General features: G+C 38.1%; 17 protein-coding genes. 9 read left to right on the top strand and 8 right to left on the bottom strand.

Annotated features, from left to right (window positions below):
* Positions 1 to 5 precede the first annotated feature (5 nt).
* From actD to F927_RS01415, 9 genes are all read left to right on the top strand, one after another.
* The gene (gene actD, locus F927_RS01460) at positions 6 to 1232 is read left to right on the top strand and encodes a putative acinetoferrin export transporter ActD (RefSeq protein ID WP_005080839.1); all 1227 of its coding nucleotides are present in this window, start codon (positions 6 to 8) and stop codon (positions 1230 to 1232) included.
* Between the two features lie 317 nt (positions 1233 to 1549).
* Positions 1550 to 2640, top strand: a protein-coding gene (locus tag F927_RS17015) for an IS4-like element ISAba33 family transposase (RefSeq protein WP_107010211.1) whose coding sequence is annotated in 2 segments (ribosomal slippage) — positions 1550 to 2090 and positions 2090 to 2640 — 1092 coding nt in all. Because the reading frame shifts where the segments join, the coding sequence is not laid out codon by codon here.
* Positions 2641 to 2787: 147 nt separating this feature from the next.
* Entirely contained in the window at positions 2788 to 4920 is a 2133-nt protein-coding gene (gene mtlD, locus F927_RS01445) for a bifunctional mannitol-1-phosphate dehydrogenase/phosphatase (protein ID WP_005080837.1), read from the top strand.
* An 81-nt stretch (positions 4921 to 5001) separates the two neighbouring features.
* Positions 5002 to 5598 carry a 2'-5' RNA ligase family protein gene (locus tag F927_RS01440; protein WP_005080835.1) on the top strand — a complete coding sequence of 199 codons (597 nt, stop codon included), beginning with the start codon at positions 5002 to 5004 and terminating at the stop codon, positions 5596 to 5598.
* A gap of 2 nt (positions 5599 to 5600) precedes the next feature.
* Positions 5601 to 6119, top strand: a complete 519-nt coding sequence (cobU, locus tag F927_RS01435) for a bifunctional adenosylcobinamide kinase/adenosylcobinamide-phosphate guanylyltransferase (RefSeq protein ID WP_005080833.1) — start codon at positions 5601 to 5603, stop codon at positions 6117 to 6119.
* 1 nt (position 6120) lies between these two features.
* Entirely contained in the window at positions 6121 to 7188 is a 1068-nt protein-coding gene (cobT, locus tag F927_RS01430) for a nicotinate-nucleotide--dimethylbenzimidazole phosphoribosyltransferase (RefSeq protein WP_005080831.1), read from the top strand.
* Positions 7178 to 7786 carry a histidine phosphatase family protein gene (locus tag F927_RS01425; RefSeq protein WP_005080829.1) on the top strand — a complete coding sequence of 203 codons (609 nt, stop codon included), beginning with the start codon at positions 7178 to 7180 and terminating at the stop codon, positions 7784 to 7786. The genes cobT and F927_RS01425 overlap by 11 nt, the downstream gene beginning before the upstream one ends.
* Before the next feature lie 106 nt (positions 7787 to 7892).
* Positions 7893 to 9479 (top strand): histidine-type phosphatase, encoded by a 1587-nt coding sequence (locus tag F927_RS01420; protein WP_005080826.1) that lies wholly within the window; start codon positions 7893 to 7895, stop codon positions 9477 to 9479.
* Between the two features lie 102 nt (positions 9480 to 9581).
* Positions 9582 to 10325: an adenosylcobinamide-GDP ribazoletransferase gene (locus F927_RS01415; RefSeq protein WP_005080823.1), complete on the top strand. Its 744-nt coding sequence runs from the start codon at positions 9582 to 9584 to the stop codon at positions 10323 to 10325.
* 64 nt (positions 10326 to 10389) lie between these two features.
* Here the strand turns inward: F927_RS01415 and F927_RS01410 are convergent, their stop codons facing one another.
* The 8 genes from F927_RS01410 to F927_RS16735 form a co-directional block, all read right to left on the bottom strand.
* Complete coding sequence (locus F927_RS01410) at positions 10390 to 11853, bottom strand: PepSY domain-containing protein (RefSeq protein WP_005080822.1); 1464 nt, start codon at positions 11851 to 11853, stop codon at positions 10390 to 10392.
* Between the two features lie 3 nt (positions 11854 to 11856).
* Positions 11857 to 13965, bottom strand: a complete 2109-nt coding sequence (locus tag F927_RS01405) for a TonB-dependent receptor (protein WP_005080820.1) — start codon at positions 13963 to 13965, stop codon at positions 11857 to 11859.
* A gap of 75 nt (positions 13966 to 14040) precedes the next feature.
* A complete protein-coding gene (locus tag F927_RS01400) occupies positions 14041 to 14556 on the bottom strand; it encodes a hypothetical protein (RefSeq protein ID WP_005080818.1) in 516 nt (171 codons plus the stop codon).
* A 128-nt stretch (positions 14557 to 14684) separates the two neighbouring features.
* The gene (locus tag F927_RS01395; protein WP_004639065.1) at positions 14685 to 15776 is read right to left on the bottom strand and encodes a 3-deoxy-7-phosphoheptulonate synthase; all 1092 of its coding nucleotides are present in this window, start codon (positions 15774 to 15776) and stop codon (positions 14685 to 14687) included.
* Between the two features lie 118 nt (positions 15777 to 15894).
* Positions 15895 to 16782, bottom strand: coding sequence for a sulfite exporter TauE/SafE family protein (locus F927_RS01390; RefSeq protein WP_004639066.1), 888 nt, complete (start codon positions 16780 to 16782; stop codon positions 15895 to 15897).
* A 116-nt stretch (positions 16783 to 16898) separates the two neighbouring features.
* A complete protein-coding gene (locus F927_RS01385) occupies positions 16899 to 17180 on the bottom strand; it encodes a hypothetical protein (RefSeq protein WP_005080816.1) in 282 nt (93 codons plus the stop codon).
* Entirely contained in the window at positions 17177 to 18733 is a 1557-nt protein-coding gene (locus tag F927_RS01380; RefSeq protein ID WP_004639072.1) for a PepSY-associated TM helix domain-containing protein, read from the bottom strand. Before F927_RS01380 ends, F927_RS01385 begins: the two co-directional genes overlap by 4 nt.
* Complete coding sequence (locus F927_RS16735; protein ID WP_080592148.1) at positions 18733 to 19029, bottom strand: hypothetical protein; 297 nt, start codon at positions 19027 to 19029, stop codon at positions 18733 to 18735. Before F927_RS16735 ends, F927_RS01380 begins: the two co-directional genes overlap by 1 nt.
* Between the last annotated feature and the right edge of the window lie 138 nt (positions 19030 to 19167).

The following is a 19167-nucleotide window of genomic DNA, read 5'->3' as shown; positions in this document are numbered from 1 at the left end:
TACCTATGCAACAAAATTTTAAATTATTGGCTTGGGCAACTCTAGCCAACGGTACTTGTTTTTCAATGATTTTACCTTTACTTGCCCCATTAATTCGTGAGCTTGGCTTAACAGAAGTACAGGGCGGAGTAATTGTTTCAGCGGGTGCAATTTGTATGGCGATTGCATCTATTCTGATTGCCCGAGGGGAAAAAATACAGACTCCTTATCAATTAATGAATTATGGTTTCTGGGGCATGACCATTACTTGGGCTATATTTACAGCGATTCTTTATTGGGGAATACAACAAACATTACCCGTAATGATAGTTTTTGCTTTGTTGGTGATTAGTCGAGCGAGTACTGGTGGTTTTATGGCTATGCCACAAATTGGTCTACAAAGTTATGTCATGCAACATGTCACAGAGGAACAACAACGCAGTCAAAAAATGGCAATGTATGGTGCGATGAATAGCTTAGGTATGATCGTCGGTCCATTTCTGACGTCCGTGTTATTGTTTGGTGGCATTCTATTGCCAATGTGGATTGCTGTTATTTTGTTAGTGATTTTTAGTTTGATTATCACAATGTATTTTAAACATGATGAGGGTAAACAAAACACAATATTGGATCAAAAACAGCCTGTAAAAATAGAGCATTCATTTTCATTAAAACCAGCTATGCCTTGGCTTATTTTAGGATTTACTACCTATATGGCTATCGTGACGCTCAATATGACTGCAGGATTCTATATTCAAGACCATTTTCATTTAAGCTCACAACAAAGTGCGATTTATTTTTCCCAATGTATGCTCATTGTTGGTTTTAGCTTAGTGATTACTCAGATCCTGATTGTAAAAGTACTTCATTTAAAACTAAAAGCTTTGGTATTGCTGGGTACGTTTAGCATGGTTAGTGGACTTATCCTATCTTTAAGTGCAATCCATATTTGGATGTTTCAAATAAGTTATTTATTTTATGGGGTCGGGGTGGCAAGCCTTTTGCCTGCATTTACCACAGGGGCGGCTCAATCTGTTCCGCAAACTGCTCAAGTCAAAATGGCAAGTATTTGTACAGCTACTCAAGCGATTGGTCTCATTGTGGCGCCTTTACTGAGCACTTTTCTATATCAGTTCGGCATTCAATTACCTTTTTATTTACTCTTAATATTGATGATTGCTGTGGCGATCTACTTGTTGATCATATCCTATTCAAATCAGAATACGATGATAAGCAATAAGGTTAACTCCTAAATCAAATATGCTTGAAAGACAGAGAATATTAAATTTTTATGATTGCAGTCTCGTAATCAATTCTTAGATGATTATTTTTAGTTGGACGTTTGATCTAGGCGTATGGATATTCATTCTGCAGTTTATTCACATTTTCTATCCAAGGGGACTTACTAAGACAGAAAAACATAAAAACCCATATATAAAAAATGTCAATCACAATACCTTTCATAATGCAAATTTTTTGACCAATACTATAGGTATTCGCTTTGTACACGACAAAAAAAGATAACTCATTGAAATAATGGCATAATACTTGTTTTCTGACGACGAATATGATGACACATTTCAATGAGTTACATCTCATCTTAAACAAATATCTAAAGTGGAACAAGTCACATGCAAAATGTTTTACACTGATTATGCTTGCATTAATTGTAAAACAGACATGTAATCTTTCTTCTGCATCTAAAGCCTTACCCATCAAGTGCTTACCACAATCATTTTATCGACGTATACAACGCTTCTTTGCAGATCAGTATTTCGATTATCGTCAAATTTCTCAGTTAATTTTCAATATATTTTCATTCGATAAAGTCCAATTAACTTTGGATAGAACTAATTGGAAATGGGGAAAACGAGATATTAATATCTTGATGTTAGCCATCGTCTATCGTGGAATAGCGATACCTATTGTTTGGACATTGCTCAATAAACGTGGAAATTCAGATACAAAAGAGCGTATTGCTTTGATTCAACGCTTTATCTCCATTTTTGGTAAAGATCGTATTGTGAATGTGTTTGCAGACAGAGAATTTATCGGTGAGAAATGGTTTACATGGTTAATTGAAAATGACATTAACTTCTGTATACGTGTTAAAAAAACTTTATTGTGACCAATCACTTAGCCAAGAATCATAAAATTAGTGATTTATTTCGTCATCTTCAAGTTGGTCAAACTGAATGTCGTAAACGACGTATTTGGGTTGGTCGAGTGAAACTGTATATTAGTGCGCTACGATTAGAAGATGGAGAGCTTTTACTTGTTGTTTCTCCTATGTTTAATGCTTCTGCTATTCGTGATTATGCATTACGCTGGGAAATCGAAACGTTATTTAGTTGTCTCAAAGGACGTGGATTCAATCTTGAAAATACTCGTTTAACAGACCCTAGACGAGTCAAGAAATTGATAGCAGTGCTAGCTATCGGTTTCTGTTGGTGCTATTTAACAGGTGAATGGCAACATGATCGGAAAAAAGCGATAAAAATAAAGAAGCATGGACGACTTTCAGTAAGTTTATTTCGCTACGGTTTGGACTATGTTCAAATGGCTATTCTACGTTTGATTGGTTTTGGAAAAAAAGAAGAATTTAAGAAAGTGCTAGCAATTTTAAGAAAGAAAAAGCCTGATAGGACAAGGATCCTATGAAATTTGTCGTGTACAGAGAGGTATTCGATAAATATTTTAAATGCATGGTTAAAATTTAATCATTTTTATTTCATTTATTTACAACTTGGATTATCACAAATTTTATTCGGTATGCTAAAAGATCGTGATAACAATCAAGGAGTAATAATGCTGATTTTTCATGATTATCCTGTCCATGGGGCGATCTTTGATATGGATGGCACAATGTTTGATACTGAGCGATTACGCTTTCAAACATTAAAACAAGCCTCTCAAGAACTCATTGGACAGGAATTCTCTGATGATTATTTGATGCAATGTCTAGGATTAAGTGCAAAAACAGCAGAACAACTCGCACAAAAAATTTATGGAACAGAAGTTCCTTATCAGACAATTCGTAAACGTGCAGACGAATTAGAGCTTGAGTTTGTACGAAATCAGGGGGTACCGATTAAAAAGGGATTGGTACAAGTGCTAGAACGACTGAGAAAGTCTGGACTTAGAATGGCTGTGGCAACATCAAGTCGCAGAGCGATCGCTGAAGAGTATTTGATTAATGCAAATGTATACAAGTTCTTTGATTTGCTTGTATGTGGCGATGAGGTAGAAAAAGGAAAGCCTCATCCTGAGATTTTTTTACAGGCAGCAGAAAAAATTAATTTAAAGCCTGAACAATGTTTAATGTTTGAAGACTCTGAAAATGGTATTCGTTCTGCATTTGATGCAGGAGGCATTACTGTTTTATTCAAAGATATTAAAGAACCGAATGATGCCATGCTGGCAAAAGCAAATTTCTATTATCCTGATATGTATGAATATTTGATTGCATTGGATCAACATATTCCTGAAATGCTTATGCCGCAGTTGCAAGAAGCATTTCCACAAAGTTTAAATCAGCTTACAGTCGGGATTCATGGTTTTGGTGCAATTGGCGGTGGTTACATTGCCCAAATATTATCGCATTGGGATGGTTTTACCCGTCCAAGACGTATTTTAGCATCGACTCGAAATCGTCTATATCGCGAAGCGGTAAATAGTTTTGGTAGTTATAGTATCCGCTATCCACAGTGTTCTTATGATGAACGAATTGAAAATCTAACAGTGATTGATGCTGATAATGAGCAGCAGATGTTAGAAATGTATATGCAGTCAAGTCTAATCGCATTGTGTTTACCTGAACAAGCAATTGAGTCTGAATCGAAGATTATTGCTAAAGGTTTGTTAGCACGTTTTATGTCACAAGACGTTCAGAATAATGAACCAATTACATTCCTCATTATTTTAAATAAAGTCTGTGCAAAATATCTGGTGCTTAAATATATTCGTGATGCGTTATTAGAAATCACCGATGAGGACATTGCCGAACATATCCTGAGCGAGCATTACTTCTGTGATACCGTTGTAAACAGGATGGTTTCAAAGTTGACCGATCAGGATTTATATCGTCAATTAAAAATCAAGCATCGTTTATACCAACAATACCAATCTGATTTGAATGATGAAACGATTGAGCTTTCGGACGAAACGGCGCTGAGTGAAAAACAAGAGCAGCAATTGACACAATGTTTAGAAGACATGCGGGAGCAATTTCAAGCAGGTCAGTTCTTGCAAAATATGGATTTGATTTTATTTCATGGAGAAGCTGATATGCCGATCTATGTCGAAAATCGAAGCCCATTACTTGTCAAAATGCGTCAAATGGTTTTAGTGGATCAAATTTCTGATATCCAGATCATTAAGAATCGCTTATGGAATGGTTGCCATGCCATCCTCGCTTGGAATGCAAGTTTAAATGGGCATGAAACGATTGGGATCGCGATGGCTGACCCACAGATGCAGGTTTTTGTTGAAGGGTTAGTGGATGAGGTTAAATTAGGTTTAACCAACTTAGTGCCAAATCAAGCGAAACAATTAGATCGTATGGCAAATAGTTTTCTCAACTCATGTCGTTATGCCTACAAAGATCCATGTGAGCGTGTAGCAAGAGATCCATTACGGAAATTAAGCTTTAATGAGCGTGTCTTTGGAAGTATTGAAACGCATATACAGCAACAGATTCCATATCAGAAGCTTGTTGAAGGTGCTGTGTTTGGCTATATCTATGCGATAAAATTTTTAGATTTAGATGAAATGAAGATTGTGCAGCATCTACAAAAGCACGTTAAACAGTTGGATATATCAGAAAGCCAATATAAAGATTTATTGGCTGATATTTACGATGGAATTACCGCATATTTAAAGAAGGATCAGGATGTACTAAATCTTAAGCATTTTTCTGAGATTCAAACAGAAACTGTTTAAAGTTTAGAGCAATCTATGCTTGAATAACACAACTTTAACTTTGTTCAAAATGTTGTGTTATTACAAGCATCAACGAAACTGATGGCAACTGCAAACCACGATTATCCTGAATGGCATCGTGGTCGCTGTAATTATGGCGTGTGGTATATCCAAATTAATCCCCCTGAGTTGATCCAATACTTAGACCAATTACAACAACATTTTGCGGATTTATTGATAACGCCTAATCTACGTCAATACCATATCACTTTGTTTGTTACTGGTTTTTTGACCGAGGAACCAGCACAGTACAATGATGATTTTGAAATTATTCAGCTCAATCAACAAATCAACATATTAGAAGCATTAGAATTAGATGATTTTGAGCTGGAACTGTCACATATTGATAGTTTTAGTAGCGCTTTATTTGTACAGATTCTGGACTCTCAAAATACATTAGATAAGATACGAAAGAGTTTGTATCAAGTTAAGGACGAAATTGCTGCGCCGATCTATTGCCCACATATCACCTTGGGGCTTTATCGCGAGGCTTGGTCAAGCGAATTAGTTCTAGAGCGTATTCAAGCCCTAACAATCCAAAAAATTAAAGTTCAGGTCAATCAGTTGACTTTCGGTTATTATAACGCTCAGATTTTACAAGGATTACTGTATCCTTATCATCAAGTCAAATTGGGTTGAATATGTTGCAATTAATTCTAGGTGGTGCGCGTTCAGGTAAAAGCCGTTTAGCTGAGAAAATTGCGACAGAAAGTGGTCTAGTGGTGGCCTATGTTGCAACGGCACAGCCTTTAGATGAGGAAATGCAACAGCGTATTCAGCATCATCAACAGCAACGACCGCAGCATTGGAAATTAAGTGAAGAGCCAATATTTCTGGCAGATCAGCTTTTACAAATAGATCAGGAGAATCAAATTATTTTGGTTGATTGTCTCACTTTGTGGTTAACTAATCTCTTGCTCGCTGAAGATTCGAACTTATATTTACAACAAATAGATCAGTTATTAAATGTGCTGCCCAAACTTAAATCACAAATTATTTTAGTGAGCAATGAAACAGGGCTTGGTGTAGTTCCAATGGGGGAAATCAGTCGTCGATTTGTCGATGAAGCAGGGCGCTTACATCAAGCTTTGGGGCAATTAGCAAACAAAGTGATGTTTTGTGTGGCTGGATTTCCTATGATTTTAAAAGATGAGCAATAAAATGTCAGAACAAGCTTGGTGGTTAGAAACAATTAAACATCCAGATTTAGCAACAAAATCACAAGCTGAGTATCGTCAGTCGCAATTGACTAAGCCAACAGGTGCATTAGGTCAGTTGGAGCAAATTGCGATTCAACTTGCGAGTTTACAAGGAACTATTCAACCTCGGATTCAGAAGCCGTGGATTACGATCTTTGCTGGTGATCATGGTGTAGTTGAAGAAAATATTTCTGCTTATCCTCAAGCTGTGACACGGCAAATGCTTCAAAACTTTGCTTCTGGTGGCGCTGCGATTAGCGTAATCGCCCAATATCATCAGGCACACTTGCAAGTGATTGATTGCGGTACGGTGGGCGATGTTTATGATTATGTTGGTGTTGAACGACATTGTATTCGAGCTGGTACGGCGAACTTCACTAAACACGCTGCAATGACTGAGCAAGAATGCATTGCCGCAATGGAATTGGGTAAACAAAGTATTGATTTGGCACAATCTCAAGCAGCAGATATCTTTATTGCTGGTGAGATGGGTATTGGAAATACCTGTTCCGCATCTGCAATGGCAAGTTTATTAATAAATGAAAGTGCTGAGCAATTAACCGGTGTCGGTACAGGAATTAACAATCAACAACTTCAGCACAAAATTGCAGTCATTCATCAAGCTATAAAACTTCATACACCAAATATTGGCAATAATGCTTTAAAAATACTTGCAGCGGTTGGTGGTCTAGAAATTGCCGCAATGACTGGCGCCTATCTTCGTTGTGCTCAGATCGGTATGCCAATTGTGGTTGATGGCTTTATTAGTTCTGTGGCGGCTTTATGTTCAGTGCGTATTCAACCTAGTGTGAGAGATTGGATGTTGTTTGGTCATCAATCTGCTGAGTATGGACATCAACGAATCCTAAAAGAACTCAATGCTCAACCCATTTTAAATATGAATTTACGATTAGGTGAAGGCAGTGGTGCCGGTGTAGCGTTGTCAATGATTCAACTTGCTTGTGTGCTACATAATCAGATGGCAACCTTTGCAGAAGCAGCCGTCTCAGGTGATAAAGTTGCAGATTGATCTATTGCGTCATGGTGAAACAACGCAAAGTCATACTTTACGTGGACACCTTGATGATGAATTGACCGAGCAGGGTTGGTTGCAGATGCAAACAACCGTTCAAGGTTATCTTGACGCTCAGCAGTATTGGGATGTCATCATTAGTTCCCCTCTGCAACGGTGCCGTCTTTTTGCTGAAAATTTAGCAAATCAATTACAACGCCCGCTATTGATCAATGAAAATATCAAAGAAATGTATTTTGGTGATTGGGAAGGTGTTTCAACTCAAAGGATTTATGAAACGACTCCTGAGTTACTGGCAAATTTTTGGCAATTCCCGACTCAATATCAAGCACCAAATGGTGAGCCTTTAGCGCGATTCCAACAACGACTTTTGATTGGTTTTAAACAAATTCATCAGCAAATGCAGGAGAGCAGTTGGGAAACAGCGCTGATTGTTACACACGGAGGGGTAATAAAGTTACTAACCTGTTTAGCAAGACAACATAACTTAGATGAGTTATTAAAAATGCCAGCAGAACTGGGAAAACTGTATCAGTTAGAGTTGCTTGACACTGATAGTGGGATTGGTTTTATGGAAAAGACACTTGCTCCTTAGCGTCTAAATACAACTGTATTTAAAATTTTTACTGAATGGTTTAATAGAACTGTCATTGCTCCTGTCTATGATACATGGCACTTCTTTATCTATAAGCAAATAATTCATGAATATATTATTTAAAAGCAGTGTGTTATGCGCAAGTGTATTATTGGCCGCATGTAATAATGATGATCATCAACAATCACAAACAACGCCTGAAAATAATACGCCATCAAAATATTATCAAACTAAAACACCTTATCAGCCTTTACAAGATCTAAAAAAATATGAGCCAACTCCACAAGGATTTGAACCAGTTTTTACTGAATTAGTTGCACGTCATGGTTCCCGAGGCTTGTCCAGTATCAAATATGATTTAGCACTTTATAATCTATGGAAACAGGCAAAGGCTGAAAATGCGCTGACTCCGTTAGGTGAAAAACTCGGTGCAGATCTAGAAAGCATGATGAAAGCAAATATTCTGTTAGGCTATGGTGTAGAAGGTATTCGCCAGTTTGGTTATGGCAATGAAAGTTTGACAGGGATATTAGAGCATAGGGGAATTGCTGATCGATTATTACAACGTCTACCGAGTTTATTTAAAGCAGCAGAAAACCAACAGTCATCTATTTTGGTGCAGAGCTCAGGTGTTGACCGTGCCGTGGATAGTGCTAAGTTTTTTACTGATGAACTTATTCAACAAAACCATAAACTTAAAGATAAAATTACACCAATTTCTTATACTAGCCTAGCCAGTGAAAGTGTGCCAACAGTTGAAGATGGTGGCGTAGATCGCTTCAAGCTTTATTTCCATAAGTTAACGGCAGATCAAGATTTGGCTCAATCTTTATCTGAGCAAGAAAAAGCCGTTTATGATGCGAGCCGGGCTTACCAGAAATTTGCCGAAGAAGATCATGATTTAGCTCAAAAATTGAAAGCGCTGGCAGGTGATATACGGGCTGAAACGGTTGCAATGCAAGTGCTTAAACCAATTTTCAAAACTGAGTTTATTCAAAAACTAGGGACGAATGAAACTTATACCTTTAGCAATAATGGTTCATATAGCGTAGTCGCACCGAAAGGTGAAACCATTACTGAAAAAGGTAAGGGTAAAAATAGCATTACTAGTGCTGTGGATGCAGCCGCTTATTTATATGAGCTTTATTCAATCATGGGAGGTATGCAGAGTGAACTCAAAGGTGTCGATTTTGATAAATATATGCCTGAAGATGCAGCAAAGTTCTATGCAGAATTTAATGATGCGAATGATTTCTATGAAAAAGGGCCAAGTTTTAGCGAGTCGAATCAAGTCACCAGTGCAATTGCACAGGGATTGACACAAGATCTGTTTAAGCAGGTCGACGCGGTTGTCGATAAACAACAATCACATCGTGCAGTTTTACGTTTTGCGCATGCTGAAATCATTATTCCTTTAGCAACGAGCTTGGAGTTGTTTAATAAGATGCAACCCTTAGCATTGCATCAAACTTATAATTATAACAATAGCCCATGGAGAGGTGAGATAGTTTCTCCAATGGCTGCGAATGTACAATGGGATATCTATCAAAATGCGCAAGGCAGCACTTTGGTAAAAATGTTTTACAATGAAAAAGAAACCTTATTTAAACCCGCTTGTGATTATGCAAGATACCGTACAAATAGCTTTTATTATGACTATTTGAAGCTTAAACAATGCTATCAAATTCAATAATCTAATTTAATAATTTTTTAGGATGGGAATAGAGTTGCTATTCCCATTTTTATTTCTTCATAATGGGTGAATAAAAGATATAGCTTGGCTGAGATTTCTAGCATGACACCTTTTTGGATTGCCTTGCAATTTTTAACTGTTTTACCGATTCAATTAAAAAATATGCCAACCGCAAAGCAAAATGCACAAGCCATTTTGTTTTATCCTTTCATTGGACTATTGATCGGTTTAGTTTTATTTGCATGTTCAATATTGCTATTCAAACTGCCAGCCTTATTGCTGGCAAGTATTATCCTCGTATTATGGATTTGGCTGACTGGCGGATTACATTTAGATGGATTAGCAGATACTGCAGATGCATGGGTCGGTGGTTTCGGTGATCCTGAACGTACACTTAAAATTATGAAAGATCCAGCATGCGGGCCTATCGGTGTTTTAAGTTTGATCATGCTTTGCTTGCTTAAATTTGTCGCTATTTATGTGTTATTAGAACAACAATTATCAGTATTTCTGATTGTAGTACCTGCAATTGGCAGAAGTTCAGCTTTATTTCTTTTTCTCACTACAAGCTATGTGCGAAAACAAGGTTTAGGGCATTCTATTGCTGATTTGATACCCAAAATAACGACATGGATAGTCTTTGTCATTACATTATCATTTCTTTGTGTGTTTGAGGGAGCTGGTATTTTCTGTTTAGCAATATTTTTACTACTGCTGTTTTATCTACGTGCGAAGTTCATTGAAAGAATTGGTGGGATTACTGGTGATACGATTGGTGCTTCGATTGAGTTATCAGAGGTATGTGTATTGATGAGTTTCTTGATAGCATTTTATTATCTGCCTTAGACTCAAGAAATTGAATCTCGATAGATATTGATCCTCTCATTGTTTGTGAGAGGATCAAAAAACATTATCTTTTTTTACGATAGGTACAGAAGCCTAGTATCACCAAAACAGCAATCAATGCAGCGATCAGGCCCAATAAAATATCACGAACAATTTTATCGATAGGCAGCCAATTCCACTTATGTAAATAAGCAAAGCTCTTACCTTCAAGCGCATCCTGTGCAGTAACTTTTGCAGCAATAACAGCACTACTTGGTTCTATATAGAGTCGCAATTGGTCCTTTAAATGAGTGTCAACTCTAACTACAGGTAGGCGTTTATTAATAAAGCCATATTCTCCGCCAAAACTTGTGACCCAAGTACTTTGTCCGATTTTCTCGATCGGTAGATTGAGATAATCAGCAACAAAAAATCTACTTTGCTCAAGCACGTCAATGGGTTTGGCTTTTTCAGCATCAATCCATTGGATCGCAGGCGTCTGATTTTTACTGTGTCCATGATGATCATGTTCTTTAACTGCAGTCATACTGCCTTGAAGGTCCTTTTTACCGATGAGTTGAATCATCCACGCAGCTCGTGTTTGCTCGCGACTATATGAAATAGGTACGAGGTGTAATCGTTGTATCGACTGAGCTGTTGCTAGTTGCCACGACGTTTGATCTAAATCTTGTGTCTTGAAAATAGGCTGAATATTTTTGATCTCAGGCTTCTTTTGCCAAAGATGGTAAAAACCACTGACCACCCAAAGTAAAATAAAGACACTCAGACTGATGCCCAAATAGCGATGTAGGAATCGAGTTGGTTTTTCACGTAAACGATGGTTTTTTCGATTATGAATTTTGAAAAATAATCCAATTCCCATACATGTGATGACGAGTATGCCAATCAGAGCAAACTGCATCAAAAGTGTTTGACCAAACCATTGTTGATTGTTCCATGTCCATGTGTGACCCAAACGGAAAATCCGTGCCATCCACATCTTTTGATCATTTGAAATCGTAGCAAGCCGTGAATGGCTAGGATCTACATAAGCACGTAAACCTTGATCAAAATCGACACGCCAAATTGGCAATAAGCGATTTACACTCGGATAATCATCACTAAACTCTGTAACCAGTTGCGCGAAAACAATACGTTCCTCTGTAAGACCTGTATACCAAACAGCCAAGCGTTTAGCATATTGTAGCTCTGCATTTTCAATACGATGACCCGAATGCACATCGTAGTATTCAGCCATATTTTGGTTTATGCCTAATACACGGTATGCCGTCTGATTGGCATTCACTTGAATCACTTGAAGAGCAGAAAATTGCTCAATCTGATTTTGCTCTAAGACCATTTTTGCTGGTAAAGCATTGTTTAAATCTAGTTGTTGTGGTGGAGGCATTCGTTTCAAAGGCTGCGGTTGTGTTGCACTCATAATTGGATGCAACACACCAGTTAAAGCCCAAAATAAAACCAAAATGCCCAACACCATCCCAAAGCTACGATGAAACTTGAGTAACTTTTTGAGTTGATTGGCATTCATGGCTTATTTTCCAAAATGATAGCGTAAACCTAACAAATAGGTACGCGGTGCCGCAGGCGTAAAGCTCGCTTGATTATTACTAAATGAGGTACTTTCAGCATAATGTACATCTGCAGCATTGATGATATGACCATAGATTTCATAAGCATTACGGCGATAGGTTGCACGTAGATTTAATACTGTATGCCCATCATATTTTTCGGTATTGGCATCATTGATCCAGTATGAGCCGACATAAACTCCTTCTGCTGATAACAACAACTCAGGAATGGGTTTAATTTGATATTCAACCGTACCGAAAGCTTTTGGAGAGCTCGGCATACGATTGCCATTATAATTTAAGCTCGCTGATGGCTGAAATTGCTTAAATTCATGTTTCGCCCAACTTCCAGATAGTTTCAAGCGTTGATCGTATTGATCAGAAATATTCCAAGTACCACCAATCTCGATCCCTTGATGTCTTGTTTTACCTGCATTACGGGGTTCGCGGGTGTTATCAGGTTTAGTATAATTAATGACTTCATCTTCTCCATCTAAGCGATAAAGCGTAATTTCACCATCTAAACGCTCATCGAAAAGTTTAAAGCGTATGCCAAGATCAATATTGTTAAATGTTGCTTCTGACAAATTTGGTGTAACCAGATTTGCACCGTATAAACTGCTTACTTCTGGTGGTACAAAACCTTGTGACCAGTTGCTATAGATGTCCAATAGGGGATGTGCATTCCAAATAAAGCCAAGTTGTGGGCTGGCTTTATGGAAGCGGCGTGTTTCGTTAGGTGCACCCGTAATATTTGATGGAGTTAAATTATTCTGATAGTCATATTTAATCCAGTCGTAGCGAGCGCCAGCAACTAGATTTAAGTTATCGAATGTTTGCCAATTTAGTTGGGTGTAAATGGCTTGATTGTCAACGTCTACATTGAAGTCACGTAGCAATTTTCTTGGTTGAAAACCAGTATAAATACGTGTTTCAGGATCACGAAATACTTCAATATCATTAGTTTTGGCTTTATTTGGCGTATGTTCTGCCATCGTACCAATTATCCATTTCAACTGATCGAAGCTTGTAGCATGCTGCAAATTTAAACCATACGATTTGAACTGATTATAAGTGGTTTGACCCGTGTAAGTCCCTGTAGGCACACCATTTCGCATATCAGTACGAATGCTATAACTTGGGTTCTGTTCAGTGGTGTTATCACGATAATACAGTGTAGCTTGAGTTTGATTGAGCTCATTCCACGCATGGCTAATCTGTGAAGACAGGCGAGTAGAGTCTACTTCACGATAGGTAAATGTCTGATAACTGTAGCCAGGACGCTCACTAAAATCCTTGCCGTTTAGACTTCCTGTCATGTCTGCTTTTAGGTGGTTATAGCTCGCGATATTTTTGATTTGTGTGGCATCAGAAATACCCCAGTCATGTCGAAGCGTGAGACTTTGCTTATTGCTTTCAGCATGATCTTGCCAACTATCGCCACGATCACTTGCGTATCCAGATAAACGTAGACCATGTTCACCAAATTCAGTCGCAAAGGTGTTTGATGCACCTAGATCCAGACGGTGATAACCTTCCGTACTTGAAAGTATACCGATCTCAGCAGTCGGCGTTAGACTTGGCGCTTTAGTTAAAAAGTTTATCGTACCGCCGATGGCATTACTTCCATATAAGCTACTCGCTGGACCACGTAAGATCTCAATTCGATCAATCCCTGCAAGATTAAGTTCATAAAGCGCATTGTGGTTAAATACACCGACGGGACGAACTGAAATACCATCTTCAAGATATTGATAAACTGCTGCAGTCGTGATTGGTTGTCGGATCGACATCATATGCTGTTCATTACCCAAGTCATTCATCAAAACGCCAGGGGTTTGGTTGACTAATTGCCCAATAAAAGTGGCATTTTTATCGGCTAATGTTTGGCTGTTAATTTGGCTAATTGCAGCAGGGGTATTGCTGATAGATTCCCCCTCACGACTTGCTGTAACAACGATAGTCGCTAAGGTTTTGGTGTCTTGTGTCGGGGCTTCGGCAATCGCCAATGAACTGTAAGTAGCAGATAGACACGCAGCCGTTAAGACTGACAAACGAAAAGAAGTTGTCATTTTGAAAACTCTATAAAAGCATTAAACGAGCCGCATCGCAGCAATGAACTGGATACGAATGTAAAAGTTTGCGATTTATAGAGCGAAAGGTGGTGCTTGTTTAATCGGGAATATATAGAAAATACGTGGGATGTGCAGATCTTTTGTCCACGCATGGCATAGGCAGCGTACACGACTAAACCAAGCCAATAAGAAAATAAGTATCAAGCCAAGCAATGGAATAATTGCGGCTGCATCTAAGCCATAGGTGCACAGTGGACAATGTTTCATGATCTGGCTAGCCAGTGCATAAACTTGTTGTGCATATTCACTGAGTTGCGAACCATGTTGAGCATGCTCAAGGTGATGTTTATGTTGCTCCATCGTATGGTGATGATGTTCACTATGATGGTTGCTGTGCACTTGTGCTGATAGCAGCGTGGCTTTTTGAATCTCTGTGACTTGGCAATGCGATGGCATTGCATAAAGTGCGGGTACGACGCCAGTATGTACCATGGTTGGTAATAAGATATGCCAGAGTAAACAAAGCAATGTTACCGCGCCGATCAAGGCACGCCACTTTTGCAAATGTTGACGAAAACTGGAGTTCATATCAACGAGACGTCGTAGGGGGAAATGTGGCAGCAGTATAAATAAAAAAATGTTACAGTTCAAAACATACTTGATTTATCAATAAAAAAAACAGGCCCATGAGAGCCTGTTTTACATCTATTTAAAGATTAACGATTTGGTAAAACATCTTTTAATGCTTCATGCATTTCTAATAATGCTTTTTCAGTGGTTTCCCAATCAATACAACCATCGGTTACAGATTTGCCGTATTCTAGGTCGCATAAATTTTCAGGAATATCCTGACGACCACCTTTTAAGTGACTTTCAACCATGATACCCACGATTGATTTGTTGCCATCAAGAATTTGCTCTGTGATGTTTTTCAAAACTAATGGTTGTAGGTATGGGTCTTTGTTTGAGTTGGCATGACTGGTGTCGATCATGATTTTGGTGCTGACTTTAGCTTTGGCTAAAGCTGCTTCCGCTTCTGCAACTGAGGTTGCATCATAGTTTGGTTTGCCATTACCGCCACGTAAAACTACATGTGCGTATGGATTACCTTTGGTATTGATGATCGCTACCTGACCACTTTCGTTTAAACCCAAGAAGCTGTGTCCATGCTTTACGGATTGCATTGCATTGGTTGCAACTGTTAAGCCACCATCTGTACCGTTTTTAAAACCGACAGGTGAAGATAAACCTGAAGACATTTCACGATGTGTTTGGCTTTCTGTAGTACGTGCACCAATCGCTGACCAAGAAATCAAGTCTTGATAGTATTGCGGTGAGTTAGGATCAAGTGCTTCAGTTGCACATGGTAAGCCTTTTTCATTCAATTCGAGCAGCAATCCACGACCAATATGTAGACCTTTTTCGATATTGAAAGAGTCATTCATATCAGGATCGTTAATTAAACCTTTCCAACCAACAGTCGTACGTGGTTTCTCAAAATACACACGCATGATGATGTAAAGTGTATCTTTTACTTTTTCGCTTAATACTTTTAAACGGTCAGCATACTCATGAGCAGCTTTAGGATCATGAATCGAACATGGTCCAATCACAACAAACAGGCGCTTGTCATTACCATCCAAAATATTACGAACGGTATTACGTCCTTTAAGTACAGTTTGAGAGGCGATTTCTGATAAAGGAAGATCGCGTTTGAGTTCTGCAGGCGTAATCAAAGTCTGAATGCTTTTAATGTTAACGTCGTCGATATCTGGCTGAGAAACTGGATTTGACTGTAGAGTATTCATTGCTGTCACAAATTCAATCGAAAGAAGAGGTTAATTTGTCTACGAATATAGCACGAAAAAGCGATTGATTAACTAGCGATTCAAACAAATTGTGTATAAACAATCGGCTATTTGGGGCTTAAACTATTGTCGTAGAATGAGTTGTGTGTTGATTCATGACCACTTGAGCTGTTTCAACAGGTTTCGGTTTTGCTTTCACAGGATTCACAATAAAGTTTAAACCGAGTGCGAAGAGAGTAATACCTAATATTTTTCTGATAAATCTTTCAGGCAATCGTGAGCTAATCAGTGTACCCACAACAATAGCAGGAATTGAGCCAACCAATAGCCACATCAGTAAGCTGAAATCAACATTGCCAGAAGACATGTGGCCTAGACCCGCAACAGCAGTTAATAAAACAGCATGCACGACATCCGAGCCGATAATGCGAATCATAGGTAAATTGGGGAACATGAGTACCAATGCCATGATACCAAAAGCACCTGCACCAACAGAGGAGAGGGTTACTAATACACCTAAAACAACCCCCATAATCAAAATATAGCGGCGTTTGTGTTGGAGAGCATGTTGTTCACTTTCCATGTCGGCTTGTTCACGATTTCTAAAGCGATCAAAAAATTTCTCAATCTGAGCACGAAAGATAATTGAAATACCTGTCAAAGTCAGCATCACACCTAATACCATCGTGAGTACCGATTTATAGTGGGTAGATTGACTCAGATGATGCTCAAGTACCCATGTTGTAGCGAAGGAAGCAGGGATACTACCCAATGCAAGCCATATGACAATCGGCCAGACAATATTAAGTTTTTTTGCATGAACCAAAGAACCGCAAAATTTAGAGATCGAGGCATACAGCAGATCAGTACCAATCGCAATATGAGGTTCAATTTTGAATAAGCTAATCAAGATTGGAGTCATCAAAGAACCACCGCCGACACCTGTGATTCCTACGCAGAAACCAACCAATACGCCAGCTAAAATAAATTCAATGGGACCAAACATTGCTGATATGCCTAACTTATACAGAAAACAGCATATCTTATGCTTGTTTTGTATAAGGTGTTGTGATGAAAAATGATTTGCTTATACAAAAAAAAGATAAAGAAGCTATCCTAGACTCAGCCTTTTAATGGTGGTTTGCTGACATCGTTGACCCATAAAATTAACAAGAAGGTAATAGGCGTGGCGAAGATCCACCAACTAATAAAACCTATAGAGCGGCCATATTTCCAACATAACAAAGCACCAGCGATGAACAAACTGAAGAAAGCAATAAGTCTCAAGATCAATCTAAATTGTTTGATGCGATGCTGATATGGGGATTTATTGATTCGTTTATCACTACATTCATAGAGGATGAACATACCGATCAAGATGAGAAATAAACCCATAACAATCATGTTGCCACCTTTGATTTAGCTAATTTTGTTTTGATCTTTTGTGTTGCTTTCATTTGAATAGGTTGGATATTGCGATATATAAATAAGGCAAACAATGCAAAAAAAATAAAAAATAGATCTATTCGTAAAAACAGCCAATAACTATTAAAATCAGAAATCAGTTGATTTTGAATAAGATAAATAAAGTCATAAATTGGCAAGCTGATCGCGAGTATGCCGAAAACAGCAATTTGAGATTTCCATAAATACTGTTTTTTTGTGAATAAAGCCAAGATAAAGCTGAAGAGCCAAACGCTAAAAAACGTATAGATTTCATAATTTGGCATGTTTCCTGAGATATGTACGAAACGATTTGCAAATAAATAGCTCAGCATAGCGATAGGTAAGCCGATAAAAGTTGCAATATTCAAACGGTCAACCAAGTAGTAACCAAAATGGAACTGATTTGACTTATTTTGAATCTGACGTTTTAAGCTCCATAACAACAAACCTGAAGCAATCATTAAACAGCCTAGAATTCCAGAAAGGAAAAAAGCCAGTCTAAGTATTGGTTGAGCGAAAGTCGCCATATGCAGGCTATAAACGCCAAAATTCAAAGTTGCAATAGGACTGTTATTTCTCGTATTCGTTAGAATTTTACCCGTATGGTTAAAACTGATTTGGGCTTGATCAAGCGTAATTGAGCGATCTTCAAGTTGCTTAAAGGTAATGATTGCTTGATCTGTATTGGGATTTTTTGCCTCAATGGTGGCTAGTGCTTGATCTCCCCATTGCTGGCGGACTTGTTTCAATAATTCAGCTACGGTTACCGCTTCTAATGGCTGAGGTGCTGCATTGGATTTCTGTGTTTCGGTAATGGTTCGAATTTCTGTAAAATATTGATAAGGATTATCTGGGTAGAGTTTTTTCATCCCTAAGGGGAGATACAGATAAAAGAATATCGCCAAACCTGTAAAGGTAATGGTCAGGAAAAAAGGTAGTGCTACAACCGAAGATACGTTATGGAAATCAAGCCATGAACGTTGTGACTTGAATGTTCTTAAAGTAAAAAAATCAGTAATTATTTTTTTGTGAGTAATAATCCCTGAAATTAAAACAATGAGCATTACAAAAGCCGCTAAACTTGCAATTAATCGCCCAATCAAAACAGGCATTCCATACAATTGATAATGGAAACGATAAAAAAACTCTCCGCCTTGCGTTGCTGAAAGCTGTAATTCTTGTCCTGTATTTGCATCTAAAGTACGACTTTCATAAGCACCGTCGGCTTTTTCCCAATAAATTTTATTTACGGGTTGTTCCTGATTGGCGACGCTGAAAAACCATGATTTCGCATCGGAAGCATTTTTTTCCAAATACTGCGTTGCAGTTTGAATAGCTGTGTCTTGATTAATTTGATATTCAGCCAGTTGTGGTTGCATCCACAAGTTTATATGGTGGCGATAGTAGGAACTCGTTCCCATTAAAAAAATGGCAAACAATAACCATCCGAAAATTAATCCAGTCCATGCGTGCAACCATGCCATTGATTGGCGAACACCTTTATTTCCCATTAACTTAGACCTACTGATAAGCCAAACAATACGGCCAATAAAATTGAGCTAATCAAAGTAAGTTTAATTAAAGAATTGGTACAGAAGCCGATGAGGACGAAACAAACATAAAATAGGATAGAGATAAACGCTGCCAAAAAGATAGATTCTGCTTTGGCGAATAATAAGGATGTAAATAATTCGGTAAGACTTAAACTCAGATACAGCGTACACAAATAGCCCAGTACAAATACCAAAGCGAAACGATAGAAAATACTTATTCGATAGACGAATGAAAGGGAAGCTGACTTGGCCATAAGTATACTTGTAAAGCAAAAGGGAGAGATAAAGAATCACATGTGAAAATGATTCTTGTTTATATTAATGTTTCATGTATGCACACGCAATCTGTAATTCATCGCAATTCTAGATAATTTTTTTGCTATAAAATGGTT

It is taken from the genome of Acinetobacter haemolyticus CIP 64.3 = MTCC 9819 (assembly GCF_000369065.1).
Taxonomy (GTDB): domain Bacteria; phylum Pseudomonadota; class Gammaproteobacteria; order Pseudomonadales; family Moraxellaceae; genus Acinetobacter; species Acinetobacter haemolyticus.
This window is presented reverse-complemented; position numbering and strand designations above follow the sequence as displayed.

What these genes read in the sequence shown, in the direction of transcription:
- actD (WP_005080839.1), top strand. Translation starts at nt 6, where the DNA reads ATGCAACAAAATTTTAAATTATTGGCTTGGGCAACTCTAGCCAACGGT.
- mtlD (WP_005080837.1), top strand. Translation starts at nt 2,788, where the DNA reads ATGCTGATTTTTCATGATTATCCTGTCCATGGGGCGATCTTTGATATG.
- F927_RS01440 (WP_005080835.1), top strand. Translation starts at nt 5,002, where the DNA reads ATGGCAACTGCAAACCACGATTATCCTGAATGGCATCGTGGTCGCTGT.
- cobU (WP_005080833.1), top strand. Translation starts at nt 5,601, where the DNA reads ATGTTGCAATTAATTCTAGGTGGTGCGCGTTCAGGTAAAAGCCGTTTA.
- cobT (WP_005080831.1), top strand. Translation starts at nt 6,121, where the DNA reads ATGTCAGAACAAGCTTGGTGGTTAGAAACAATTAAACATCCAGATTTA.
- F927_RS01420 (WP_005080826.1), top strand. Translation starts at nt 7,893, where the DNA reads ATGAATATATTATTTAAAAGCAGTGTGTTATGCGCAAGTGTATTATTG.
- F927_RS01415 (WP_005080823.1), top strand. Translation starts at nt 9,582, where the DNA reads ATGACACCTTTTTGGATTGCCTTGCAATTTTTAACTGTTTTACCGATT.
- F927_RS01410 (WP_005080822.1), bottom strand. Translation starts at nt 11,853, where the DNA reads ATGAATGCCAATCAACTCAAAAAGTTACTCAAGTTTCATCGTAGCTTT.
- F927_RS01405 (WP_005080820.1), bottom strand. Translation starts at nt 13,965, where the DNA reads ATGACAACTTCTTTTCGTTTGTCAGTCTTAACGGCTGCGTGTCTATCT.
- F927_RS01400 (WP_005080818.1), bottom strand. Translation starts at nt 14,556, where the DNA reads ATGAACTCCAGTTTTCGTCAACATTTGCAAAAGTGGCGTGCCTTGATC.
- F927_RS01395 (WP_004639065.1), bottom strand. Translation starts at nt 15,776, where the DNA reads ATGAATACTCTACAGTCAAATCCAGTTTCTCAGCCAGATATCGACGAC.
- F927_RS01390 (WP_004639066.1), bottom strand. Translation starts at nt 16,782, where the DNA reads ATGTTTGGTCCCATTGAATTTATTTTAGCTGGCGTATTGGTTGGTTTC.
- F927_RS01385 (WP_005080816.1), bottom strand. Translation starts at nt 17,180, where the DNA reads ATGATTGTTATGGGTTTATTTCTCATCTTGATCGGTATGTTCATCCTC.
- F927_RS01380 (WP_004639072.1), bottom strand. Translation starts at nt 18,733, where the DNA reads ATGGGAAATAAAGGTGTTCGCCAATCAATGGCATGGTTGCACGCATGG.
- F927_RS16735 (WP_080592148.1), bottom strand. Translation starts at nt 19,029, where the DNA reads ATGGCCAAGTCAGCTTCCCTTTCATTCGTCTATCGAATAAGTATTTTC.